The following is a 22,848-nucleotide window of genomic DNA, read 5'->3' on the forward strand; positions in this document are numbered from 1 at the left end:
GGCCGGGACAGGATGCCGCGGCCGGCGACGACCCGCACGACCTACCTCGTCGTCGCCTCGATCCGCGAGCGAGCCGCGATCCAGCGCTGCCCGGCGAGCCACTGGTCGAACGTGGTGGACGACAGCTCGGCACCGTCTGCCGGCGTCAGCTCGCCGCCGGTGAGCAGCGTGCCGAAGTACAGCGCCTGCGGGTCGCCGACCACGGTGCGCGGGTCATCCTCGGCGGCGAAGGCACGACGCACGAACTCGTCCTGCGGGATCTGCTCGGGGCCACCGATGTCGCGGATGCCGCCGGCCGGCGCGCTGCCCGCGGCGCGGGCGACCGCGTGCGAGACGTCGGCCGCCGCCATCGGCTGCATGAGAGCGGTGCTCAGCGTCGCGACCCCGTTCACCGTGGCCTCGTCACCGATCCGCGGCGCGAACTCGAAGAACTGCGTGGCCCGGATGATCGTGAATGCCTGCCCCGAGGCGCGGATGAGTTCCTCCTGGGCCACTTTCGCCCGGAGATAGCCGGAGTGCGGCAGGCGATCCGCGCCGACGATCGACAGCGCGACGTGGTGCCCCACCCCGGCCGCCTTCTCCGCGTCGAGCTGGTTGCGCGTGGACGTCGTGAAGAAGTCCATCACGTCGTCATCGGCGAACGACGGCGAGTTCGAGACGTCCACGACGACATCGGCGCCGTCGAAGGCCTCCGCCAGTCCTTCGCCGGTGATCGTGTTCACCCCGGAGTTCGGAGATGCGGCGACGGCGAAGTGCCCGTGCCCGTTCATGAGCTGGACCACTCTGGATCCGATGAGGCCCGTGCCTCCGATGACGACGATGTTCATGACTGTCCCTTCCGTCTGCGCGGGCGCCTCCGCTGCCCGACACAAGGTTTGACCGGGCGTCGACCTCATTCGTGACAGCCGCGGTCACATCGGCCGCGATGCCGTGCGCGCCCGATCAGCCTTGCTGAGCCGAGGGGGCCCGGCACTCACACCGCCACGCGGCTGAGCTTCTCGGGGCTCATGACCCACAGCAGCCGGGTGATTCCCGTGTCGGACAGCGTCAGCGCCAGCGCGGTCGTCACCACGCCGTTCTCCGACAGGGTCACCGCCGGCTGTCCGTTGAGCTCCACCCAGGCGAGGGACTTGCCGGTCCAGAAATGCCCGGAGAAGGCGGCGACGAACTTCGCGACTCGCTGCACTCCGATCACCGGGATCCGTGCGGCGAGCTTCACGCCGTTGCCATCGCTCAGGCTCGTGATCTCAGAGGCGAAGAGCGCTTCGAGATCGGCGGTGTCTCCTCGTTGCGCGGCGGAGAGGAACGCGGTGAGGAACCGTCGATGGTCTTCCGTTGTGGCTGGTCTGCGGCGCTCGGCGGTCAGATGCCTGCGAGCCCGACTGACCAGCTGCCGGCACGCCGCGGGGGTCGACCCGAGAACACGCGCGATCTCCTCGTAGGGGTAGTCGAGCGCCTCGCGCAGCACATACGCCGCGCGCTCAGGCGGCGAGAGCTTCTCGAGCAGGATGAGGACGGCGAACTCGATGCCCTCCTGGCGCTCCGCGCCCACCATGGGATCGGCCTCGGTGTTGATCGGCTCGGGAAGCCACGGGCCGATGTAGGTCTCGCGGCGGACGCGAGCGGACTGCAGCACATTGATGCAGAGGCGCGTGGTGACCGTGGTCAGAAACGCCTCAGGCTCCCTGATCTCGCTCTTGTCGGCGCCGTGCCAGCGCATCCACGCCTCCTGCAGAACGTCCTCCGCGTCGGCGACGCTTCCCAGCATCCGGTACGCGATGCCGAAGAGGCGTCGTCGAGCGGCCTGGAACGTCTCGATCTCCCAGGCCGGCGAGGCGGGCTCGTGCGGTGCGAGGCTCATTCGACGACGAGGGCTCCCGGCTCTGCATCGCTCGGCTGCGATGCGACCCGCCACTCGTGATAGCGGGTGGATGCGAGGTGCGCGCTCGCGGCGGGAAGCAGGTCGTCGCCGTCGAGACGCGCACCGAAGTAGGTGCCCAGGGGGTCGGGGAGGACCTCGCGATCGTCCTGCCGGTATCTCAGGTCCAGCTGGGCCAGGTCGCGCAGTCCGAAGATCTCCGGCCCGGCGTGCTCCGTGATGAGTCCGGTCGGCTCCGCGAGCGCGGCCTCTGCCACCGCGCGTGCCACATCGTCGGCCGCCATCGGCTGTATGCGCACGTCGGGCAGATAGTAGGCCCGGCCTCGCAGCGCCTGCTCGGCGATGCTCCGGACGAACTCGAAGAACTGCGTCGCGTGCACGATCGAGTAGGGCTGTCCCGAAGCGGTGATGAGCGACTCCTGCTGCTGCTTGGCGATGAAGTATCCGCCCTGCGCCGCGGCCAGTCGATCCGTGCCGACGACCGACAGCGCGACATGGTTGCGCACTCCGGCGGCGGCGCCGTAGCTGAGGAGGTTCAGCGTCGAGGCGTAGAATAATTCCCGCGCCGCGGCTGCGTCGGTGTAGGACGAATTGGAGACGTCGACGACGGTCTCTGCATCCGCCAGCGCGTCCTCGAGCCCTTCGCCGGTGTACGAGTTGACCCCGGTCTCGCGAGCGGCTGCGACCACCTCGTGGCCCGCATCCCGCAGCATCCTGACGACTCGTGTTCCGATGAGACCGGTCCCACCGACGACGGTGACTCGCATCTTGCACTCCTTCTCACGTGCGCCCGGAGAGACGGCGCGGCTCGTCCTACGAATGTGTGACCACGCAGCGATCGGGTTTGTGACACTCCTCGACGACCAAGACCGATCTTGGCGTATTCCGCCCCGACTCGCCGGTGGTCGTCGACCACGACCGACGAGCAGACGGCCTCGGTGCAGCGATTCGGCGCGGCGATCGCTCCGACTGTCACAACACGGTGGCGTACGCGGTCAACATTGCGGGGCGGCGGCAGCGCGAACGCTGTTGCCCTGGACGAGAGGTGGTCGGCGGCCCGCGCCGGCACGTCGTCCCCGCTCGGCCGCCACGTCGGCGAGATCGACACTCAGGTCACACCATATGCAGCCGAACGATTCCCCCTCATCGGACGAGGGTCCGCGTCGCCCGACGATGCTGAGCGGATTCCTCGACCGCTGGCGGGCCGATGACCGTGTCGGGATGGCGAGCTTCCTCATCACCGACGCGACTCTGCTCGTGGACGGGGGAGGGCACCTGCCGGTGCCGACGCACGAAGTCCAGGGAGCTGCCCGCGTGGCCGCCGCGCTCGCCGACGTGAGCGAGACGACCGGCGCAACGCTGCTGGAGGAGCGCCGCATCAACGGGTCGCCGGGCGTCGTCCTCCGCGACGGTGATGACGTCGTCGCCGTCGCCCTCTTCTCGTTCGCGAATTCGCGCATCGTCAGGGCATGGGTGGTGGCGAACCCGTCCAAGCTGGGCCATTGGAACCGCCGCTGACGGACCGCCCTGCCCGCGCCCTGCTCCGCAGACACTGCGATGACGCTGCGGGGGAGCCTGCGGCTAGAGGGCGAGGGTGAGGATCGCGGACGCGACCGCCTTCGGCGCGGAGTGCTGGGCCACGTGGTGATGCCGCGGGATCTCGACCAGCTGCGCGTGCGGCGCGGCGTCGCGGAGTCGCCGGCACCACTCCCGCCCGGCGATCGGGTCGGCGCCGCCCCGGATGATCAGCAGCGGCACCGCCAGGGAGGCGACGCTGTCCTCCAGCCGGTAGGCGAGCATGTGGCGCAGCTGGGTCAGGTACCAGGGGACGCCGCAGCGCAGGTAGTCGGTGAGGACGATCGCGTTCACCGTCGGCGGCTCGAGGAGAGTGTCGACCGTGAGGGCGCGGGTCTGCCGGAGGACGGTCCGGTTCCGGTCGTCGGCGACGGGACCCATCACGACGACCGACGTCAGCAGTTCCGGTCGCTGCCGGGCGGTCTCGACGACCCACTGCGAGCCCATCGAGTGGCCGAGCAGCACGACGGGACCGAGCGCCAGCTGCTCGAGCACCTGTCCCAGTGCGCGGCCCATCGTCGGCACGTCGATGTCGTGGCCGGGTTTGGGGAGGCCGCCGAATCCCGGCAGGTCGACCGAGACCACCGTGCGATGGGCGGCGAGCTCGGCGTGCAGCCGAGAGAGGTAGCGGTGCGAGACCCCGATCCCGTGCACCAGCACGATCGCCGGTGCGTCGGTGGCCGGCGACACCGACGACAGCACCCGGAATGCGAGCCCGCCGATATCGACGCGCCGCGTCGCGAGCCTCACCGCACCCTCGGTGCGCTTCAGCATCGTCGCGGGATCGTCTTCGGTGAGCACCATGGGCTCATGCTACGAAGCGCCCGGTGGCCGCTGCCGCCTGTTGACAAGCGGCCCCGAGCTGTGGCCGACAAGACCGAGGCGATGACGGATGCCGCGGCCCCCGGCATCCGTCATCTTCATCGCATTCGCACGGTGACCCCGCACCGTCGTTCGTGGCGGACTGCGCGCGTCGAGGCCTCAGGGGGTGCCGGCGCCGTCGCCGGGCGTTTCCGCGACGTCGAGGATCGCGTCGGCGAAGGCCCGGGGTGCCTCGGCAGGAAGGTGATGGCCGGCGTTCGGCACCTTGCGGTGCTCGCGCCATCCGGTGAACAGGTGGGCGTCGTGACTGCCGTCGGTCGCGGGGAAGTTGCCGTCCGCGCCGCCGTCGAGCGTGATCGTCGGCACGCTGATCGGAGGGAGCGAAGCCAGTCGCGCCTCGACGTCGGCATACGCGTCGGCGCCGGCGGCGAGGCCGAGGCGATGCCGGTACGAGTGGATGACGACGTCGACGAAGTCGGGGTTGTCGAATGCGCGCGCGGCGCGCACCAACTGGCCTTCGCTGAAGGCCCAGGCGGGCGAGTTCCGCCGCCAGATCACGCGGGCGATCTCTCGCCGGTTATGGTCCAGGCCCGCGCGCCCGCGGTCGGTCGCGAAGTACCAGAAGTACCAGAATCCGGCTTCGCGATCGGGGTCGATGGGCGTCGCCGCGGAGGCGATGTCTTGAATGAGATAGCCGTTGACCGAGACGAGCCCGCCGATCCGGTCCGGGTGCAGGGCGGCCACCACGCACGCGGCGCGTCCACCCCAGTCGTAGCCGGCGAGGATCGGCTCGTGGAGGTCGAGCGCGTCGAGGAAGGCGAGCAGGTCGGCTCCGAGCGCGCCCTGCTGACCGCTCCTGGGCGTGTCGTCGGCGAGGAATCGGGTCGGGCCGTGCCCGCGAAGGTAGGGCACGATGACGCGGAAGCCTGCGTCGACGAGGAGCGGAGCGACTTCGGCGTAACTGTGGACGTCGTACGGAAACCCGTGCAGCAGCACCACGGGCTCGGCCCCGGCGGGGCCGAGTTCGTAGTAGCCGACGTCGAGGACGCCGGCGCTGACGTGGCGGAGCTGCAGGCTGGGATACATCATCAGGACTCCTCGGAAGAGACGGGTCGGAGCCCCGGCCGCGGGCGGCCACGACCGGGACTCCGAGCGGGGGTCAGGCGGCGGCTTCCGCCTCGGCGCCGGCGAGGTAGGCCTTTCCGGCGGCCGCGATGGCCTGGACGACGACCTCGGGGTGCGAGACCGAGATGGCGTGCGAGCCTCCGGCAACCTCCCACGTCTCGCGCGACGCCGCGCGGATCGCTCCCGCGCGGTGCACGGCCACCGGGATGTTCAGGTCCTGGTCGCCGAACACGTGCCAGGACGGGATGTCCTTCCACGCGGGGCTGGACGTCGGCAGCGGTTCGGTGAGCGCGGCTTCCGTCACCGGACGCTGGGTCGCGGCCATCAGCGCGGCGTCCGCCTCCGGCACGTCTGCCGCGAACTGGTGGCGGAAGACATCTTGACGGATGACGAACTCGTTGCCTCCGGATGCCACCGGGTAGGCCGCCAGCGCCTCGCCCAGCGTCGAACCGGGCTCGCTCGCCGACAGGGCGAACGCGCTCTGACCGGTCTCGGGGACGAAGGCGGCGACGTAGACGAGTCCGACGACCGCGTCGTTCTGGGCCGCCGCCTCGGTGATGACGAGGCCGCCGTACGAGTGGCCGACCAGCACGACCGGTCCGGCGATCGAGGCGATCACGTCGCGCACGTACGCCGCGTCGCCGGAGAGGCTGCGCAGCGGGTTGGCCGCCGCGACGGCGGTCACGCCGTGCTCGCTCAGCCGGGAGATGACGCCGTTCCATGATGAGGACTCGGCGAACGCCCCGTGGACGAGGACGATGGTGGGCTTCTGCGTGTTCATTTCGTTCTGTTCCTTTCGATGTGGTCAGTCGCGACCGAAGGTCTTGCGGAGGGTGTGGATCGCCTGCTCGATGGCGGCGGTGGTCGCGGCCGACGAGCGCAGCGGGTTGAGCATCATGAAGTCGTGGATGGTGGCGTCGTACCGCACCAGCGTGGTCGGCACGCCGGCGGAGATGAGGTTGCGGCCGTAGGCCTCGCCCTCGTCGCGGAGCACGTCGTTCTCGTCGACGATGAGCAGCGTCTCAGGGAGCCCCCTGAGCTCATCGATCGGCGCTTGCAGTGGTGACGCGGTGACGTCGCTGCGCTTGTGCACGTCGGGCAGGTAGTTGTCCCAGAACCACGCCATCGCGTCGGCGCGCAGATGGTAGCCCTCAGCGAACTCGCGGTAGCTGGCGGTGTCCTGACGCACATCGGTGACGGGGTAGTACAGCGACTGGTGGATGAACGCAACGTCGCCGCGCTTCTTCGCGAGGATCGCGAGCACGGCCGCCATGTTGCCGCCGACCGAATCGCCGGCGACGGCCAAACGTGACGCATCCAGTCCCTTGTCGGCACCGTTCTCGGTGATCCATCTGGCCGTCGCGTAAGCCTGCTCGATGGCGACGGGATGCCGCGCCTCGGGCGAGCGGGTGTACTCGACGAACACGACCGCGGCCTCGATCCCCGTGGCGAACTCGCGCACGAGGCGGTCGTGGGTGCCCGCGTTGCCGAGCACCCAGCCTCCGCCGTGGACGTAGAGCACGACCGGGAGTGGGCTGGTCGTGCCGACGGGCTTCACGATGCGGACCTTGACGTCGCCGACGGCGGCGGGCACCGTGATCCACTCGTCCTCGACGTCGGGGAGGTCGATGGGCCCGCCCTGGACGTCGTCGAGGAGCTTTCGGGCCCCGTCGACGCCGCGCTCGACGAGCGTGGGCGGAGCGGCGGCGGCTTCCGCGAACGCGCGCGCTTCCGGTTGCAGGATGTGTTCGGTCATGTGCCTTGCCCCTCTGTCCGTGGTGCGGCGGTCGGAATCGACGGCCTTGCAGAGGAGGACCGCGCGGCGTGCGCGGTTGTGACATCGGCGAAGGATCACCGCCTCATCGGTCGCCGGTGTCACAGCCCGGACCACTGCATGGGTGAGCTTGCCCGCAGGACGTCCGTCCTTCTTCCGGGTCGCGCGTGGGGTGACAGGGGCGCGCCTGAGGTGCCGTCGAACCGTTGCCGATGCTCGATCGTCGATGGAGGTGGATCTCGTCGGCTCCGGTGATTCGTCCAGGCATCCCGTCGGATCGTCATGTCGTCTCATGCGCGGAAGTCATAGGTTCGACGGGTGATCAATCCGCTCGACGCCGGACAGCTTCCGCAGCCCACCGTTCGCGCGCCCCACCGACTTCGGGTGACGACCCCCGCGCCGGTTGCGCCTGCACCTCTCGAAATGGGCGACGCGGACGCGACCACCCAGCGCGTGCAGCTGACGACTCGCTCGGTGACCGTCGACGGCAAGCCGTGGATTCCGGTCATGGGCGAGTACCACTTCAGTCGCGACCTGCCGGAGCGCTGGGAGCGCGAGCTCCGCAAGATGAAGGCCGGCGGCATCAACGTGCTCGCCACGTACATGCTGTGGATCGCGCACGAAGAGGAGCAGGGCCAGGTCCGCTGGGATGGCCATCGCGACATCCGCCGCTTCATCGAACTCGCCGCTGAGGTCGGCCTGAAGGTCATGCTGCGGATCGGCCCGTGGGCTCACGGTGAAGCACGCAACGGCGGCTTTCCAGACTGGCTGCAGGCGCTGCCCATCCGTCACCGTTCCGACGACCCGGCGTACCTCGAACTCGTGCGGGGCTGGTACTCGGCGATCGAGGAGCAGGTTCGCGGTCTGTTCCACACGGCCACGAACCCCCAAGGGCCGATCATCGGGATCCAGGTCGACAACGAGCTCTACGACAACGCTCCGCATCTCGCGACGCTGCGCGAGATCGCCGAGTCCGTCGGCATGCTCGCCAGCCTGTGGACTGCGACCGGATGGGGCGGGGCCGAGCTGCCGCGCGGGCGCGTGCTCCCGGTCTACGCGGGGTACTCCGACGGCTTCTGGGAGGAATCGACCACCGGCTGGCCGGCCTTCGGCGCCATGCACTTCATGTACAGCACCGTCCGCGACGATCTCACCGTCGGGGCGGATCTCCGGGACGCCCCGGTCGACATGGACGGGACGGCCACGCTCGGCACTGACGACCCGTGGCCGTTCGTCACGTGCGAGCTCGGGGGCGGGATGGCCGTCGCCTACCACCGGCGCCCGCTGGTCGATCCCGACGATGTCGCGGCGCTGGCGCTGACCAAGGTGGGAAGCGGCTCTGCGTGGCAGGGCTACTACATGTACCACGGCGGGCTGCAGGTGCTCGGAACGCTTTCGACCACCCAGGAGTCGCAGGCGACCGGCTACCCCAACGACGTTCCGGTGCGCGACTACGACTTCTTCGCCCCACTCGGGGCCGTCGGCACGCAGCGGCCGCACTTCCACAAGCTGCGGCTGCAGCACCTCTTCGTCGACGCGTTCGGCGGCGACCTGGTCGTCACGCCATCGACGATTCCCGCCTCGACCGACGGTCCTCGCTGGGCTGTCAGAGGAGACGGTGAGCGCGGATTCCTCTTCGCGAACAACCACCAGCCCGCTGTCGCCTCACTGCCGACACTGGAGGACGTTCAGTTCGAGATCGACTTCGATGACCAGACGGTGACCGTGCCGTCCGCGCCGACCACGCTGGAGAGCGGGTCGTACTTCGTGTGGCCGCTTCGTCAGCAGTACGGCGGCGTGCCGGCGCTGACGGCGACCGCGCAGCCGATCACCGAGTTCACGCTGGACACGGGTGAGACCGTGGTGCTCTTCGCCGCGATCGACGGCATCGACGTCGAGCTGCAGGTCGAAGGTGTGGCCGCCGCCGACATCAGGGGCGCAGTCGTCGAGGCCGGCGCGGGGCACATCGTCGCGAGGCCACGAGTTACTCCCGGACTCGGTTGCGAGGTCAAGGTGGGGAGCACGACGCTGGTGTTCCTCGACCGCGAGACGGCCGAGTCCGTGTGGCGAGGTGACGTCGCCGGTCGAGACACGATCGTGCTCTGGCGCGGGCAGGGGTGGTTCGACGGGGCGTTCCAGACGGTGCTGGAGAGATCGGATGCCGTCCTCGACGCTCTGCCCGCGCTGCAGGGCGACGCACTCAGCGAAGTGCCCGGCGCCGGGTCGCTGTTCACGCGCTACGCAGTGCCGGAGGCCGCGGCATCCGTCACCCTCGACGTTCCGCCCTTCGGCAGCACGCCCATCGCTCCGGTGCGTCGCGGCGGGTCGTCGGACCGCCTCTCCGCACCGACCGACGCCGACTTCGACGACGCGGCCGTCGTCCAGGTCGACATCCCCGAACGCGCGCGCGAGGGGGAGCAGTCGATCCTGACCCTCGACTGGACGGGCGACGTCATCCGCGCCTACGTCGGCGATCTGCTCATCGCGGACCAGTACTGGTACGGGCGCCCGCTCGAGATCGACCTGGCGCCGCACAGCGAGGCCCTGGCATCGCAGCCCTTGACTCTGAAGGCATTCGCGTGGTCGCCGGCATCCGGTGTGTATGTCGATCCGCGCGTGCGTCCGCCCGCTGACGAGCCCACGCTCGAGATCCGCTCCGCGACGGTGCGGCCACTGCGCACCGCTTCGTTCCGCTAGCCCGGCACGACCCGGTCAGGGCGCGGGCGGGGTCACCCCTTGTGCTGCGCCCTGTACTGCGTGGGATTCACGCCGTGCACCCGCCGGAAGTGGCGGGAGAAGTACAGCGGATCGGCGTAGCCCACCGCAGCGGCGACTTCTGCGACGCTCGCGGTCGTGGTGTCGAGGAGCTGCCGGGCACGCGCCATCTTGACCGACGTGTGGAAGGCGCCGGGACCGCCGCCGGTGGCCCGCCGGAAGAGTGCGCTGAGGTGCGAGGGCGACAGCCCGACCATCGCGGCGAGTTCGCCGACCTGGATGTTGCTGTCGACGCGCGCTTCGAGGAAGTGCATGGCGCGTTCCAGCGGGGAGCCCTCGGCCGGAAGGATGCTGTCGGCGACGATGCGCGTCAGCAGCTGCCAGGCGACTCCTGAGGCCGCAAGCAGCTGGGCAGGGGAGTGGCGCCGTTCGAGCAGGCCGACGAGCTCGTCGAACAGGGCGGCGACCCCCTCGACGGCGCGCAGCCGCGTGAGCGGGTGGGGGATGCCGAGCATCGGCCCGGTGAGCTCGGCGACGTCGGTGCCGCGTACGTGCATCCACCAGATCGTCCATGGATCGTCGTAGGAGGCCTGATAGTCGTGGGGCTGGTGAGCGGGGATGGTGATGCAGGCGCCCGGGGTCAGCGCGTACGATTCGTCGGCGATGCGCACAACCCCCGCACCTGCCACGCACAGGATCACGATCGTCTCGGGTGCGCCTTTCGCACGCACTCTGCGGTGACCCGATGCAGCGGGAAAGTAGCCGGCGTCGGTGACCGTCATCCGCCGTGTTCCGGCACGCTCGAGCGCCGCCTCCACCTGCGGGCGGGGAACGACGCAGAGACGTTCGTTGTGGAAGCCCGTCTTGCGGTAGAAGGGCGGACCCGAGATCAGCGTTTCGTCCATGAGATCCCTCGTTCTCACCATACCCGATGCTGCTCGCTGCTCATAGCGTGGGACGTGCCCGCATCGTCTTGCGCGCATGTCATGTATTCCCGGCCCGCCGCCGCCGTCTCCCCAGGAGGTCAGCGATGACCGCTGAACCGACGAACCTCGATGCCGTCGACGAACTCACCGTCCGCGACGCGTCGCATGATCCCCACGCGAAGATCGAGCTTCCCGACGCTCCGGCGGATCTCCGGGCCGCGCTCCGACGCGGGGAGGCCGTCGCGTGGCGTGAGCCGCTGACCATCCGTACGTACGAGGCGGGCGAGCCGAGCAGATACCCGATGTTCCTCGACCATCGGGTGTACCAGGGATCGAGCGGGAAGATCTATCCGCTGCCGTTCACCGAGAGCGTGTCCGACGAGCCGACGCTTCGCGACTGGGACGCGATCCACCTCGAGAACGAGTACGTGCGGGTCGTCGTGCTGCCCGAGCTGGGCGGCCGCATCCACATCGGCTACGACAAGACGACCGGCTACGACTTCTTCTACCGCAACAACGTCATCAAGCCGGCCCTCGTGGGCCTGGCCGGTCCGTGGATCAGCGGCGGGGTCGAGTTCAACTGGCCGCAGCACCACCGCCCCGCGACGTACCTTCCGGTCGAGGCGTCGATCGAGCACGGCGATGACGGCACGGTCACCGTCTGGTGCCACGACCACGACCCGTTCGCCCGGATGTCGGCGCAGCACGGCGTGCGCCTTCGCGCCGGCAGCTCGGTCGTCGAGCTGGCGGTGCGGCTGCACAACCGCACCGACGAGCGCCAGACGTTCCTGTGGTGGGCGAATGTCGCCGCCCTCGTCCACGACGACTATCAGTCGTTCTTCCCGGAGGACGTCCGCTACGTCGCGGACCATGCCCGACGTGCGCTCACCGCCTTCCCGGAGGCGGACCGGCCGTACTACGGCGTCGACTATCCGGAGCTTGCGAAGACCGACCCGGGCGCGAGCCGCATCGACTGGTACAAGAACATTCCCGTGCCCACGTCGTACATGATCGTGGACTCGGGCCAGGACTTCTTCGGCGGCTACGACCACGCCGCCGGCGCGGGCTTCGTGCACTGGGCCGAGCGTCGGGTCTCACCCGGGAAGAAGCAGTGGACGTGGGGCGACGCACCCTTCGGGCACGCCTGGGATGCCCAGCTCACCGATGGCGACGGGCCGTACATCGAGCTCATGGCTGGCGTGTACACCGACAACCAGCCCGACTTCAGCTGGCTCCTCCCCGGCGAGACCAAGGTCTTCACGCAGTATTGGTACCCGATCCCCGCGATGGGACCGGCGCACCAGGCGACCCCCGATGCGGCGGTGCACGTCGACCGCGATGGGACGCTCGCCGCATCCTTCGCCGTGACCCGGCCGCAACGCGGAGCAGTGGCGCGCATCGTCCGCGGCGATGAAGTGCTCGCATCACAGACCGTCGACCTCGACCCCGGCGCGCCGCTCCGCCTGGAGACGGAGACTCGATTCGACGCCGACGAGCCGATCGTGGCCGAACTTCTGACGCCGGCCGGCCAGGTTCTCGTCCGCTGGAGCCCGACCGTCGTCGGCGACGAGGAGCCCTGGGTTGCCGACGAACCGCCGGTCGCGGCGGCGATCGACTCGGTGGAGGAGCTGTACCTCACCGGTCTTCACCTCAGCCAGTACCGCCATCCGACCCGCTCCCCGCTGACGTACTGGAACGCAGGACTCGAGCGCGATCCCGGCGACGTGCGGATCAACCTGGCGCTCGCCGACCGGCACTATCGCGCCGGACGCTACGCCCGGGCCCTCGCGCACGTCGAACGCGCGCTTGCACGGCTCACGCGCCGCAACGCCAACCCGGTCGACGCGGAAGCGTTCTACCTGCACGGTCTCGTGCTGCGTCGCCTCGGCCGCGCCGCCGAGGCCGAGCGGGCCTTCGGCAAGGCCGGCTGGGACGGCACCTGGGCGTCGGCTGCGGGCTTCGCGCTCGCCCAGTCGCTCGCCTGCCGGGGTCAGAACCGTGCAGCACTCCGCGTCCTCGACACGCTCGACGGGGTCGTGGGGCACGACACGCGCCGGGTGGCCCTTCGCGCGATCCTGCTCCGCAGATTCGGAGCGGACGCGGATGCCGAAGCTCTCGTACGGCGAGCGCTCGAGGTCGATCCGCTCGACGCCACGCTGAGGGCGCTTGCCGGCCGACCTCTCGCCGCCGACGCCGGGCTGTTGCTCGACGTGGCACTGGATCTGCGCCATTCCGGAGCACTCGCCGAGGCGATCCAGGTTCTCGAGCAGGTGCTCGCCGCACCCGTCACGGCAGCGGGGAACGTTCGGCCGATCGCGCACTACATCGCCGCAAGCGTGCACGACAGCGTGGGTGACTCCTCCCGCGCGCGGGAGGAGCGGGAGCGGGCGCGAGCCGGCGACCTCACGCGGGCTTTCCCCTTCGGTCTCGACGCGCTCGACGCTCTCGAGGCGGCGCTCGCGGCGGATCCTGACGACGCGGTGGCTCACTCCCTGATCGGCATGCTCCTGTACGCGCACGGTCGCCGCGCCTCGGCGCGCGGCCACTGGGAGCGGGCCATCGAACTGGGTCGGGTGGAGGCCGTCCTCTTCCGCAACGCCGCGCTCGCCGCCTACAACATCGGTCACGACGACGCGCGAGCGTGGGAGCTGTACGAGCGAGCCATCGCGGTGTCACCCGACGACGCGCGACTGCGGTACGAGCAGGATCAGCTGGCCACCCGGCTCGCTCACTCCGCCTCGGAGCGTTTCGAGCGGCTGCAGCCGATGGAAGGGCTCGTGCTCACGCGCGATGACTTCACGATCGAGTACGTCACGCTGCTCGTCGAGGCCGGTGAGGCCGAGCGCGCGTACGAGATCCTCATCACCCGGCCCTTCCACCCGTGGGAAGGCGGCGAGGGTAAGGCGATCGCCGCGTGGGACGCGGTGCTCGCGGCCCGCGGCCTCACGCAGACCGATCCGCCCGCGACGCTCGGCGAAGCCCGCTCGCGTTACGTGCCTCCGGTCGCCCGGCACGACACCGGCGAGACGGACTACTTCGCCACCAGCCTTCCCGAGCTGATGCTGTTTGCACGAGAGGCCGGCGAAGACTGATGTCGACCGCCGCTGCTCCGGCGCGGCTGTGACTGCGACCCGAGGCGATCGGGTCTACATCGGAGTCGACGTGTCGCGGCGTCGGTTGATCGCCTCCGTCGCGCGATGCGCCGGCATCACGGTGCGTCGCTCGTGCGCGTTCGCGGCGCCGCGTAACCTACGGCCTGGAAATCCCACGCAATCGCGACTGACAAGGAGCGACGATGCCCATCATTCCCACGCCGGCCGATCCGATGCAGGTGCTGCGACGGCGGACGAGCGAGAAGTGGGGCGTCTATCCCGACGACGTGCTGCCGATGTTCGTTGCCGAGATGGACTTCCCGCTCGCGCCGGCCATCAAGCGGGCGCTCCATGACGCGATCGACCTCGGTGACACCGGGTACGTCAACCCGCTCGACCCCGGCACCAGGAACGCCTTCCGCGACTACGCCGCAGCGAAGTGGGGGTGGGAACCAGAGGTGGAGCGGATGGGGATCACCACCGACGTCAGTGTCGTCATCGTCGAGTCGCTGCGCCGGCTGATACAGCCCGGTGACGGCGTCGTCATCACACCCCCGATCTACCCTCCGTTCTACGAGCTCGTCCCGGAGGGAGGGGGCGTCGCCGTCCAGGTGCCTCTGCACGACGACGGAGCCGCGTACGCGCTGGATCTCGAAGGCATCGACCGCGCTCTGGCGGCGGGTGCGAAAGGCGTGCTGCTGTGCAGCCCTCACAACCCCGTCGGGCTGGTCCACGACCGGGCGACACTCGAAGAGCTCTCGCGAATCGTCGCCCGCCACGACGGCTTCGTCATCGCGGACGAGATCCACGCGCCGCTCACCTATCACGGTGTGGAGTTCACTCCCTACCTCACCGTGTCCGACGAGGCGCGAGAGCACGGCATCGCCGCCGAGTCCGGAAGCAAGGCGTTCAATCTGGCGGGGCTCAAGACCGCGCTGTTCGTGTCCGAATCGGACCGCATGACCGAGCTCATCCGCTCACTGCCGCAGGAGATCGCCTTCCGGGCCGGCCAATTCGGGCTGATTGCGACGCGGGAGGGCTTCGCCCACGGACGAGACTGGCTCGACGGCACGATCGCGACGCTGCAGAGCAACGTCGACCATCTGCAGGCCGAACTCGATGCGCATCTGCCCACGGTGCGGCTCCGCCGCCCCGCCGCGAGCTACCTCGCGTGGATCGACATGTCCGCGTTGGGCTGGGGAGAGGATCCTGCACTCGTCGCTGAACAGAAGGCTCGCGTGGCGCTGTCGAGCGGACCCTCGTTCGGCCGACAGGGCGCGGGCTACGCGCGGATGAATATCGCCTGTTCGCCCGCCACGATCACGGAGGCGGTGCGGCGGCTCGCCGCCGTGACCGGCTGATCGAGGTGTGCCCGGGCGACCACTGCGGGCGCTGAGACTCCGGGCCGGCGCGGCTGGTCAAGTCGGGCCGAAGAAAATGCCTGGTCGGGGATAGAAAATATCGCAGTGCCCCTGGAGGGACTCGAACCCCCAACCGTTTCCTTAGGACGGAACTGCTCTTCCATTGAGCTACAGAGGCTGGCCCACCAAGTCTATGCGGTGCGGGCCATCGCCCCGCGTCGGCCGCCGGGCGCACGCGCGGCGCCATGCCAGTCGAGCAGCGGACGTGCAACCCCTTGAAGGCCCGTGACGGGCCCGGCGAGAATGGCCCGATGTCCACGACGGAGAGTGCCCCGTTCGAATTCCTCGGCGATTGGAGCGGACAGTTCGTCGCCACCGCCATTCACAATGGCCATGACCTGCGCCCGGAGGTCGAGGCCGAAGTCGTCCTCCCGGAGGAAGACCGTCGACGCGAGGAGGACCCGCACACCGACGAGATCGGCCTCGGGATCCCCGCCCGCGTGGTCGTGCATCGGTCGCGTTTCGAGGTCGACCTGAACCGCGAACGCGAAGCGGCCGTGTACCGGTCGCCGGAGGACGCCTGGGGACTGGAGATCGTGCGGAATCCTCCGCTCGCCGACGCCGTCGTGGCTCGTTCGCTCGCGGTGTACGACGACTTCTATGCCCAACTCGGACGCCGCCTGGACCCTGTGGCGGAGCGCGGCCCGTTCGTCGTGTTCGACATCCACTCGTACAACCATCGCCGCGACGGCGCAGACGCCCTCGAGGCGCCGGGGGAGGACAATCCCGAGGTGAACGTCGGCACCGGCTCGCTGGACCGGGAGCGGTTCGGCCCGGTGGTGGACGCCTTCGTGGAATCACTGACCGCGACCGGCACCTCAGCGGGTCCGCTCGACGTGCGCGAGAACATCCGGTTCCGTGGCCGGCAGCTCGCCGCCTGGATCCATGGGCGTTACCCCGACCGGGCCGTGGTGCTCGCGCTCGAGTTCAAGAAGACCTTCATGGACGAGTGGACCGGCGAAGCGGATGACGCCCGCATCGCCGAACTCGCACGCGGGGTGGCGGCGACGGTGCCGCCGCTCGAAGAGGCGCTTCGCCGGATGGCGATGGCGTGAACACTGCGTCGGGTGACGCCGTCGGGCCGGAGACCGACGCCATCGAGGCGGGCGGGTTCTCAGCGGCCGACCTCGCCGCCGACCATGCGATGGCCGCGCTGGCGGGGAGCGTCCGCTTCCTCCTCGAGATGACGCCGGTGAACGCGGACGAGGCCCGCGCGACGTTCCTCGCCGACCCGGCCCTCGACCCGGTGTTCGAGTATCGCCGCCTGGACGTCGACCCCGATGTGCTCGACGCGCAGGTGGCCGCGTTGCCCCTGGACGCCGTCACCGACGCCACCCTCGCCGCTCTGCTGAAGAACCGCCAGCGAGAGATGACGCTGCGCGTGGAGATGCTGCGCGCCCGGAACACCCCCGAGTTCCTGCAGCTGTCGATCGCGCAGTACGGTCCGGTGCTGCCGGCGCTCGTGGACACCGCCGAAGATCTGCTCGGCCGCCTTCCGCACGGAAAGCTGGAGCGGGACTCCGTCGGGGCGGAGGAGTTCCTTGCGGCGGCGAAGGCTGAGATCGCCCACTATCGATCGATCGAACCGGATGCCGAACTCCACGCCGAGATCCGCGACGACGTCTCGGGAGTCCTGGTCGAGGGGAACACGCTCCTGGTCTCGCGGAACGCGGCGGTGGCCGGCCCCCGCGTGAACGCGCTCCTGCAACACGAAGTGGGCACGCATCTGGTGACGCATGTGAACGGTTCGGCACAGCCGATCCGCATGCTCGGCGCCGGGCTCGCCCACTACGACGAGACACAGGAGGGTCTTGCCGTCCTCGCCGAGATCGCGTGCGGCGGGCTCACGGCGGCACGGCTGCGTCAGTTGGCGGCGCGCGTCGTCGCCGTGCACGCGCTGGTCGGCGGTGCGAGCTTCGCCGAGACACACCGTGTGCTCACGGGCCACGGCCTGCCCGCGGGGAGCGCCTACAGCGTGGCCATGCGGGTGCACCGCGCCGGCGGGTTCACCAAAGACGCGATCTACCTGCGCGGGCTGCTGGCGCTGCTGGAGCACGTCGCGCACGATGGTTCTCTCGACCTGCTGTTCCTCGGGAAGTTCTCGCTCGAAGATCTGCCCCTCGTACAGGACCTGGCGGAGCGGGGCCTCCTCGCACAGCCCCGCATCATGCCGCGCTACCTGGCGGAGCCCGCGTCCGCCGACAGGATCCGGGAGGCCGCGCACGCCGCCGACCTGGTCTCGCTGGTCAATGCGTAGACTCCGCACGACGACGCCGCGCACCGCGGCCGACCAGCCCCGGACTCCACCGTTCCCTTACCCCAGACCCTTGAGGAGCCCAGATGAGAATCGGATTCGTCGTCAACGACATCGCCACGGAGCAGCCCATCTACTCAACGACGCGCCTCGCGATGAGCGCTGCCGGACGCGGCCATGACGTGTGCCTCATGGGTCTGCGGGATTTCGGCTACGAACCGGACGGCTCGCTCTCGGCCATCACGGCCACCGCGACCTCCGGCAAGCGCTATCGGTCTCTCGACCGCTACCTCGAAGACGTGCAGGCCGCCACCCGGCAGCGGACGCAGCTCGACGACTTCGATGTGCTCATGCTGCGCGCCGACCCCGCGGCTGAATCCGCCGAGAGCGCGTGGGCGACGACGGCGGGACTGGCGTTCGGCCGGATGGTCGCCGAGACCGGGGTCCTCGTCGTCAACGATCCGCGCTCCCTCGCGGACGCGACCTCGAAAGCGTATTTCCAGCAGTTCCCCGAGGTGGTGCGACCGCGCACCCTGATCACGCGGGACGAGGAGCGGGTCCGCGAGTTCATCGACGAGCTCGGAGGGCGTGCCGTGCTGAAACCCTTGCAGGGCTCGGGCGGCTCCGGCGTTTTCCTGGTCGACCTGGATCGCGAACCCAACATCGCGCAGATCATCGAAGCCATCGCTCGTGACGGTTATGTCGTGGCTCAGGAGTACCTGCCGGCCGCCAAGAACGGCGACGTGCGGATGTTCGTGATGAACGGCCGGGCACTCGAGGTCGATGGCGTGTACGCCGCATTCCGCCGGCGCCCGGGGGAGACCGACGTGCGCTCGAACATGTCGGCGGGCGGAAAGGCGGAGGCGGTGAAGGTCACCGACGAGATGCTGCAGCTCGTGGATGCTGTGCGACCCAAGCTGCTTGCGGACGGCATGTTCCTCGTCGGCCTCGACATCGCGGGCGACAAGCTGATGGAGATCAACGTCTTCTCTCCCGGTGGCCTCGGATCGTGCGCGGCGCTGTACGGGCTGGACTTCACGACCGCCGTCATCGAAGACCTCGAGCGCAAGACGGGCATGCGCGAGCACTACGGCCGCGAAATCCCGAACGTCCAACTCGCGACCGCTTGACGGCCGCACCAGCACAAGAGAGGCCCCGACATCCGGAAACGGATGCCGGGGCCTCGGGCTTGTGCGTCAGTCCTGGGTTCCCAGGGCGAAGCGCACCGCGCCGTCGTTCGAGAGTTCGGCGTCGAGCACGCGATCATCCAGCGCGGCGGCCGCGGTGTGGTCGAGGTAGACGCGCGCCCCACCCTCGACGACCACGTTGTCCTGCGGGTCGGGCGTCGGCACGACGCTCAGCTCGAATCCGGCCGGGCCTCCCGTGTCGCGGATGCGCACACCTCCGTCTTCTGCGAGGGGCACCCGGGCGACGAGTTCTTCGACGGCCTCGGCGGCGGTCTGGGTCAGCGTGAGCATGCTTTTCCTTTCCGTTGCGGTTCCGGACGGGCCACGATTCCGAGATCGTGTCCATGCCGCAACCCCGACAAGCCCAACGGTCGCCATTCGGAGGAAGCTCCCATGTTCGACACTGCTCGCCGGCAGGCGGTTCGCCGCCGCTTGCTGCACGGCATCCCGCGCCCTCCCTGCGCCGGTCACACCAGGAAATTCCAGCGACGGGGGTGCGCTGGAGACAAATTCTGTGATTCTTGTCATCGTGTCGAGCGCAATGCGCGGTCGATCGGCACCGCCGTCTGACAGGGTGGAGGCGTCGTCGCGGGCGCCGAGGAAGGCACCCGCATCCGTCTGCCGACACCACAGCGTCGGACCGTCGCACCCATCAAGAGGAACGCATGACCCGCATTGGCATCGTCGCTGAGGCGCCCGGAGAGACCCGGGTGGCAGCGACCCCGACCACCGTCCCCAAGCTCGTCGCCCTCGGGTACGACGTCGTCGTCGAAGCGGGCGCCGGCGCGGCGTCATCGTTTCCCGACGCCGCGTACGTCCAGGCCGGGGCGGCCGTCGTCGACGCCGCAACGGCGTGGTCGTCGCCCGTCGTGCTCAAGGTGAACGCGCCCGCGCCCGCCGAGATCGGCCGCCTCGCCGACGGCGCGACGATCGTGGCGACGCTGAGCCCGTCGCTGCGCCCCGACCTGGTCGCGTCGCTCGCGACGAGGGGCATCACGGCGATCGCCCTCGACGCGGTGCCGCGCATCTCGCGCGCACAGTCGATGGACGTGCTGAGCTCGATGGCGAACATCGCCGGCTACCGTGCGGTCGTCGAGGCCGCGCACGAGTTCGGACGCTTCTTCACCGGGCAGGTGACGGCGGCCGGCAAGGTGCCGCCTGCGAAGGTGCTCGTGGCCGGTGCAGGCGTCGCCGGCCTCGCCGCGATCGGCGCAGCCTCGAGCCTGGGCGCGATCGTGCGCGCGACCGACCCGCGGCCCGAGGTCGCTGACCAGGTCGCATCGATCGGCGGCGAGTACCTGCCGGTCGTCGTGCCCGAGGAGGCGCAGCAGGTCTCGGCGGACGGCTACGCGAAGGCGACGAGCGAGGCGTACGACCGTCGGGCGGCGGAGATCTACTCCGAGCAGGCCGCCGATGTCGACATCATCATCACGACGGCGCTCATTCCGGGCCGCCAGGCGCCGCGCCTCATCACGGCGGCGGACGTCGCATCGATGCGGCCGGGCAGCGTCATCGTCGACATGGCGGCGGCGCAGGGCGGCAACGTCGAGGGATCGGTCGCGGGGGAGCGGGTCGTGACCGCGAACGGCGTCGTGATCCTCGGCTACACCGACCTGCCGGGTCGCCTGCCGCAGCAGGCATCGCAGCTCTTCGCCACCAATCTCGTGAACCTGCTGAAGCTGCTGACGCCGGCGAGGAACGGCGTCCTCGCGCTCGACTTCGACGACGTCGTGCAGCGCACCGTGACCGTCGTGCGCGACGGCGACGTCACCTGGCCGCCGCCCCCGGTGCAGGTGTCGGCCGCACCGGCGCCCGCCGCCGAACGGGCCACCGCGCCCGCGGCGACCCCTGTCGCGCCCAAGAAGTCCATGTCGGCAGCGGCCCGGACCGGCCTCATCGTCGCGGGCATCGCGGCGCTCTTCGCCGTCTGCGCGTTCGCGCCGCCACCGCTGCCGCAGCACTTCCTCGTGCTGACGCTCGCGATCGTCGTCGGCTTCTACGTCATCGGCCACGTCGCGCACGCGCTGCACACGCCGCTCATGAGCGTGACCAACGCGATCTCGGGCATCATCGTGGTCGGCGCGATGGTGCAGATCACCGCGCCCGATCTCACCGTGCAGATCCTCGCCGCGGTGGCGGTGCTGCTGGCGAGCATCAACATCTTCGGCGGCTTCGCCGTGACGCGGCGCATGCTCGCGATGTTCCAGAAGGGTGAGACCCGATGACCGCGGTCGCCGGAGCGGCCGCCGGCGCCGCCTACATCGTCGCCGCCCTGCTGTTCATCCTGAGCCTCGCGGGGCTCAGCAAGCACGAGACCAGCCGCCGTGGTGTCACCTACGGCATCGTCGGCATGGCCATCGCGCTCATCGCCACGGTGTGGGTGACCGCAGCCGGGGCATGGGGCGACGGCCCGGCGATGTTCGGACTCGTGCTGCTGGTCGCCGCGGTGCTCGTCGGCGGCGCGATCGGCCTGTGGCGCGCGCGCATCGTCGAGATGACCGGGATGCCGGAGCTCATCGCGCTGCTGCACTCCTTCGTGGGTCTGGCCGCGGTGCTGGTCGGCTGGAACGGCGCGCTGTACGACACCGGCCTCGAGGGGGCGCTCGCTGACATCCATCACGCCGAGGTGTTCATCGGCGTCTTCATCGGCGGCGTGACCTTCACCGGCTCGATCGTGGCGTTCCTCAAGCTCTCGGCGCGCATCTCGTCCCGGCCGCTGATGCTGCCCGGCAAGAACGCGCTCAACGTCGGGGCGCTGGTCGCGTTCCTCGCCCTCACCGTCTGGTACGTGATCACGCCGGAGCTCTGGCTGCTGGTCGCGGTGACGGCGCTCGCGCTCGCCCTGGGCTGGCACCTCGTCGCCTCGATCGGCGGCGGTGACATGCCGGTCGTTGTCTCGATGCTCAACAGCTACTCGGGGTGGGCCGCCGCGGCGGCGGGCTTCCTGCTGAACAACGACCTGCTCATCGTCACCGGCGCGCTCGTCGGCTCATCGGGTGCCTACCTCAGCTACATCATGTGCAAGGCGATGAACCGCTCGTTCCTCTCTGTCATCGCGGGCGGCTTCGGCATCGAGGCGCCGCGCGCGAGCGACGAAGAGCACGGCGAACACCGCGAGATCGACGCGGAGGCCGCCGCCGACCTGCTCGCCGGCGCCTCCCGCGTCGTCATCACCCCCGGCTACGGCATGGCCGTCGCCCAGGCGCAGCACGGCGTTGCCGACCTCGTGCAGAAGCTCCGCGAGCGCGGGGTCGACGTGCGGTTCGGCATCCATCCCGTCGCCGGACGCCTGCCCGGCCACATGAACGTGCTGCTGGCCGAGGCGAAGGTGCCGTACGACATCGTGCTCGAGATGGACGAGATCAACGACGACCTCTCGAGCGTCGACGTCGTGCTGGTGATCGGGGCGAACGACACCGTGAATCCTGCCGCTGCGGAAGACCCGACAAGTCCGATCGCCGGAATGCCGGTGCTCCGCGTGTGGGAGGCCGGAAACGTCATCGTCTTCAAGCGCTCGATGGCGTCCGGATATGCGGGCGTGCAGAATCCGCTGTTCTATCGCGAAAACGCGCAGATGCTGTTCGGCGACGCGAAAGAGAAAGTCGACGAGATCCTCTTCCAGCTCTCACGGGTGTGAATTCCGGAAGAGCGGGGCGGCGTGCGTCAGTGCGCCGCCTCGTAGGCTTCGAGGACGGATGCCGGAACCCGGCCTCGCTCCGATACCTGATAGCCGTTCTTCTTCGCCCATTCCCGTACGCCGCTGTAATCCTGCTGGCCGCTGCGTCGACGCTTGCGGCCTGCTGATGCGGCGTTCGTCGTCGCGCGCGACGACGAGACAGCGCGAGCGGCGTTGGTATAACGCTCGAGTGCGCCCCGCAATGCGGCGGCATTCTCGTCGGTGAGGTCGATCTCATATGCGACGCCGTCGAGCGAGAAGAGCACGGTCTCGCCTTCACCGGCTTCCAAAAGGGTGCCGTCGATGTCATCGACGAGCTGATGTACGATTCTTCGGGCCATGGATGGCACAATACGCGCAATTGTCGCCGTTCATGAATCGGATATCCGGGATTAGTGTGTC

The 22,848-nt window shown here is 69.6% G+C and carries 19 protein-coding genes and 1 tRNA gene; 9 read left to right on the forward strand and 11 right to left on the reverse strand.

Features of this window, described 5'->3' with window-relative positions:
* Positions 1–41 precede the first annotated feature (41 nt).
* The 3 genes from IM770_RS10745 to IM770_RS10755 all read right to left on the reverse strand — a co-directional run bounded on the left by IM770_RS10745 (position 42) and on the right by IM770_RS10755 (position 2,646).
* Positions 42–827, reverse strand: a complete 786-nt coding sequence (locus IM770_RS10745) for an SDR family oxidoreductase (RefSeq protein WP_203581138.1) — start codon at positions 825–827, stop codon at positions 42–44.
* Between the two features lie 146 nt (positions 828–973).
* On the reverse strand, positions 974–1,861 hold the full coding sequence (locus tag IM770_RS10750; RefSeq protein WP_203581139.1) for an RNA polymerase sigma-70 factor: 888 nt from the start codon (positions 1,859–1,861) through the stop codon (positions 974–976).
* Positions 1,858–2,646: an SDR family oxidoreductase gene (locus IM770_RS10755; protein WP_203581140.1), complete on the reverse strand. Its 789-nt coding sequence runs from the start codon at positions 2,644–2,646 to the stop codon at positions 1,858–1,860. Before IM770_RS10755 ends, IM770_RS10750 begins: the two co-directional genes overlap by 4 nt.
* Before the next feature lie 355 nt (positions 2,647–3,001).
* Here IM770_RS10755 and IM770_RS10760 point away from each other — a divergent pair, with 355 nt between their 5' ends.
* Positions 3,002–3,397: a sigma-70 family RNA polymerase sigma factor family protein gene (locus IM770_RS10760; RefSeq protein WP_203581141.1), complete on the forward strand. Its 396-nt coding sequence runs from the start codon at positions 3,002–3,004 to the stop codon at positions 3,395–3,397.
* 63 nt (positions 3,398–3,460) lie between these two features.
* On the opposite strand, the gene IM770_RS10765 is transcribed toward IM770_RS10760, so the two are convergent.
* The 4 genes from IM770_RS10765 to IM770_RS10780 form a co-directional block, all read right to left on the reverse strand.
* Positions 3,461–4,258 carry an alpha/beta fold hydrolase gene (locus tag IM770_RS10765; protein WP_239066078.1) on the reverse strand — a complete coding sequence of 266 codons (798 nt, stop codon included), beginning with the start codon at positions 4,256–4,258 and terminating at the stop codon, positions 3,461–3,463.
* 177 nt (positions 4,259–4,435) lie between these two features.
* Positions 4,436–5,365 carry an alpha/beta fold hydrolase gene (locus IM770_RS10770; RefSeq protein WP_203581142.1) on the reverse strand — a complete coding sequence of 310 codons (930 nt, stop codon included), beginning with the start codon at positions 5,363–5,365 and terminating at the stop codon, positions 4,436–4,438.
* A 70-nt stretch (positions 5,366–5,435) separates the two neighbouring features.
* Entirely contained in the window at positions 5,436–6,182 is a 747-nt protein-coding gene (locus IM770_RS10775) for an alpha/beta fold hydrolase (protein WP_203581143.1), read from the reverse strand.
* A 24-nt stretch (positions 6,183–6,206) separates the two neighbouring features.
* A complete protein-coding gene (locus tag IM770_RS10780; protein WP_203581144.1) occupies positions 6,207–7,157 on the reverse strand; it encodes an alpha/beta hydrolase in 951 nt (316 codons plus the stop codon).
* A gap of 441 nt (positions 7,158–7,598) precedes the next feature.
* On the opposite strand from IM770_RS10780, the gene IM770_RS10785 reads away from it, so the two are divergent.
* Positions 7,599–9,872 carry a beta-galactosidase gene (locus tag IM770_RS10785; protein WP_203581145.1) on the forward strand — a complete coding sequence of 758 codons (2,274 nt, stop codon included), beginning with the start codon at positions 7,599–7,601 and terminating at the stop codon, positions 9,870–9,872.
* Between the two features lie 32 nt (positions 9,873–9,904).
* On the opposite strand, the gene IM770_RS10790 is transcribed toward IM770_RS10785, so the two are convergent.
* Positions 9,905–10,795: an AraC family transcriptional regulator gene (locus tag IM770_RS10790; protein WP_203581146.1), complete on the reverse strand. Its 891-nt coding sequence runs from the start codon at positions 10,793–10,795 to the stop codon at positions 9,905–9,907.
* A 125-nt stretch (positions 10,796–10,920) separates the two neighbouring features.
* Here IM770_RS10790 and IM770_RS10795 point away from each other — a divergent pair, with 125 nt between their 5' ends.
* Together IM770_RS10795 and IM770_RS10800 are read left to right on the forward strand one after the other, a co-directional pair.
* A complete protein-coding gene (locus IM770_RS10795; RefSeq protein WP_203581147.1) occupies positions 10,921–13,908 on the forward strand; it encodes a DUF5107 domain-containing protein in 2,988 nt (995 codons plus the stop codon).
* 203 nt (positions 13,909–14,111) lie between these two features.
* Positions 14,112–15,269, forward strand: coding sequence for a MalY/PatB family protein (locus IM770_RS10800; RefSeq protein WP_203581148.1), 1,158 nt, complete (start codon positions 14,112–14,114; stop codon positions 15,267–15,269).
* A gap of 106 nt (positions 15,270–15,375) precedes the next feature.
* Here IM770_RS10800 and IM770_RS10805 read toward each other — a convergent pair.
* Positions 15,376–15,447, reverse strand: a tRNA-Arg gene (locus tag IM770_RS10805).
* Between the two features lie 133 nt (positions 15,448–15,580).
* On the opposite strand from IM770_RS10805, the gene IM770_RS10810 reads away from it, so the two are divergent.
* From IM770_RS10810 to IM770_RS10820, 3 genes are all read left to right on the forward strand, one after another.
* Positions 15,581–16,384 (forward strand): N-formylglutamate amidohydrolase, encoded by an 804-nt coding sequence (locus tag IM770_RS10810; RefSeq protein ID WP_203581149.1) that lies wholly within the window; start codon positions 15,581–15,583, stop codon positions 16,382–16,384.
* Entirely contained in the window at positions 16,381–17,586 is a 1,206-nt protein-coding gene (locus IM770_RS10815) for a tyrosine/phenylalanine carboxypeptidase domain-containing protein (RefSeq protein WP_307785437.1), read from the forward strand. Before IM770_RS10810 ends, IM770_RS10815 begins: the two co-directional genes overlap by 4 nt.
* Positions 17,587–17,669: 83 nt before the next feature.
* Complete coding sequence (locus IM770_RS10820; protein ID WP_203581150.1) at positions 17,670–18,713, forward strand: glutathione synthetase; 1,044 nt, start codon at positions 17,670–17,672, stop codon at positions 18,711–18,713.
* 66 nt (positions 18,714–18,779) lie between these two features.
* On the opposite strand, the gene IM770_RS10825 is transcribed toward IM770_RS10820, so the two are convergent.
* Positions 18,780–19,061 (reverse strand): Fe-S cluster assembly protein HesB, encoded by a 282-nt coding sequence (locus IM770_RS10825; RefSeq protein WP_203581151.1) that lies wholly within the window; start codon positions 19,059–19,061, stop codon positions 18,780–18,782.
* Positions 19,062–19,435: 374 nt separating this feature from the next.
* On the opposite strand from IM770_RS10825, the gene IM770_RS10830 reads away from it, so the two are divergent.
* Positions 19,436–20,995 (forward strand): Re/Si-specific NAD(P)(+) transhydrogenase subunit alpha, encoded by a 1,560-nt coding sequence (locus tag IM770_RS10830; RefSeq protein ID WP_203581152.1) that lies wholly within the window; start codon positions 19,436–19,438, stop codon positions 20,993–20,995.
* A complete protein-coding gene (gene pntB, locus IM770_RS10835) occupies positions 20,992–22,407 on the forward strand; it encodes a Re/Si-specific NAD(P)(+) transhydrogenase subunit beta (RefSeq protein ID WP_203581153.1) in 1,416 nt (471 codons plus the stop codon). The genes IM770_RS10830 and pntB overlap by 4 nt, the downstream gene beginning before the upstream one ends.
* Positions 22,408–22,433: 26 nt before the next feature.
* Here pntB and IM770_RS10840 read toward each other — a convergent pair whose 3' ends face one another.
* A complete protein-coding gene (locus IM770_RS10840; RefSeq protein ID WP_203581380.1) occupies positions 22,434–22,787 on the reverse strand; it encodes a histone-like nucleoid-structuring protein Lsr2 in 354 nt (117 codons plus the stop codon).
* Positions 22,788–22,848: the final 61 nt, after the last annotated feature.

This window comes from Microbacterium hibisci, from assembly GCF_015278255.1.
Classification (GTDB): Bacteria; Actinomycetota; Actinomycetes; order Actinomycetales; family Microbacteriaceae; genus Microbacterium; species Microbacterium hibisci.

What these genes read in the sequence shown, in the direction of transcription:
- IM770_RS10745 (WP_203581138.1), bottom strand. Translation starts at nt 827, where the DNA reads ATGAACATCGTCGTCATCGGAGGCACGGGCCTCATCGGATCCAGAGTG.
- IM770_RS10750 (WP_203581139.1), bottom strand. Translation starts at nt 1,861, where the DNA reads ATGAGCCTCGCACCGCACGAGCCCGCCTCGCCGGCCTGGGAGATCGAG.
- IM770_RS10755 (WP_203581140.1), bottom strand. Translation starts at nt 2,646, where the DNA reads ATGCGAGTCACCGTCGTCGGTGGGACCGGTCTCATCGGAACACGAGTC.
- IM770_RS10760 (WP_203581141.1), top strand. Translation starts at nt 3,002, where the DNA reads ATGCAGCCGAACGATTCCCCCTCATCGGACGAGGGTCCGCGTCGCCCG.
- IM770_RS10765 (WP_239066078.1), bottom strand. Translation starts at nt 4,258, where the DNA reads ATGGTGCTCACCGAAGACGATCCCGCGACGATGCTGAAGCGCACCGAG.
- IM770_RS10770 (WP_203581142.1), bottom strand. Translation starts at nt 5,365, where the DNA reads ATGATGTATCCCAGCCTGCAGCTCCGCCACGTCAGCGCCGGCGTCCTC.
- IM770_RS10775 (WP_203581143.1), bottom strand. Translation starts at nt 6,182, where the DNA reads ATGAACACGCAGAAGCCCACCATCGTCCTCGTCCACGGGGCGTTCGCC.
- IM770_RS10780 (WP_203581144.1), bottom strand. Translation starts at nt 7,157, where the DNA reads ATGACCGAACACATCCTGCAACCGGAAGCGCGCGCGTTCGCGGAAGCC.
- IM770_RS10785 (WP_203581145.1), top strand. Translation starts at nt 7,599, where the DNA reads ATGGGCGACGCGGACGCGACCACCCAGCGCGTGCAGCTGACGACTCGC.
- IM770_RS10790 (WP_203581146.1), bottom strand. Translation starts at nt 10,795, where the DNA reads ATGGACGAAACGCTGATCTCGGGTCCGCCCTTCTACCGCAAGACGGGC.
- IM770_RS10795 (WP_203581147.1), top strand. Translation starts at nt 10,921, where the DNA reads ATGACCGCTGAACCGACGAACCTCGATGCCGTCGACGAACTCACCGTC.
- IM770_RS10800 (WP_203581148.1), top strand. Translation starts at nt 14,112, where the DNA reads ATGCCCATCATTCCCACGCCGGCCGATCCGATGCAGGTGCTGCGACGG.
- IM770_RS10810 (WP_203581149.1), top strand. Translation starts at nt 15,581, where the DNA reads ATGTCCACGACGGAGAGTGCCCCGTTCGAATTCCTCGGCGATTGGAGC.
- IM770_RS10820 (WP_203581150.1), top strand. Translation starts at nt 17,670, where the DNA reads ATGAGAATCGGATTCGTCGTCAACGACATCGCCACGGAGCAGCCCATC.
- IM770_RS10825 (WP_203581151.1), bottom strand. Translation starts at nt 19,061, where the DNA reads ATGCTCACGCTGACCCAGACCGCCGCCGAGGCCGTCGAAGAACTCGTC.
- IM770_RS10830 (WP_203581152.1), top strand. Translation starts at nt 19,436, where the DNA reads ATGACCCGCATTGGCATCGTCGCTGAGGCGCCCGGAGAGACCCGGGTG.
- pntB (WP_203581153.1), top strand. Translation starts at nt 20,992, where the DNA reads ATGACCGCGGTCGCCGGAGCGGCCGCCGGCGCCGCCTACATCGTCGCC.
- IM770_RS10840 (WP_203581380.1), bottom strand. Translation starts at nt 22,787, where the DNA reads ATGGCCCGAAGAATCGTACATCAGCTCGTCGATGACATCGACGGCACC.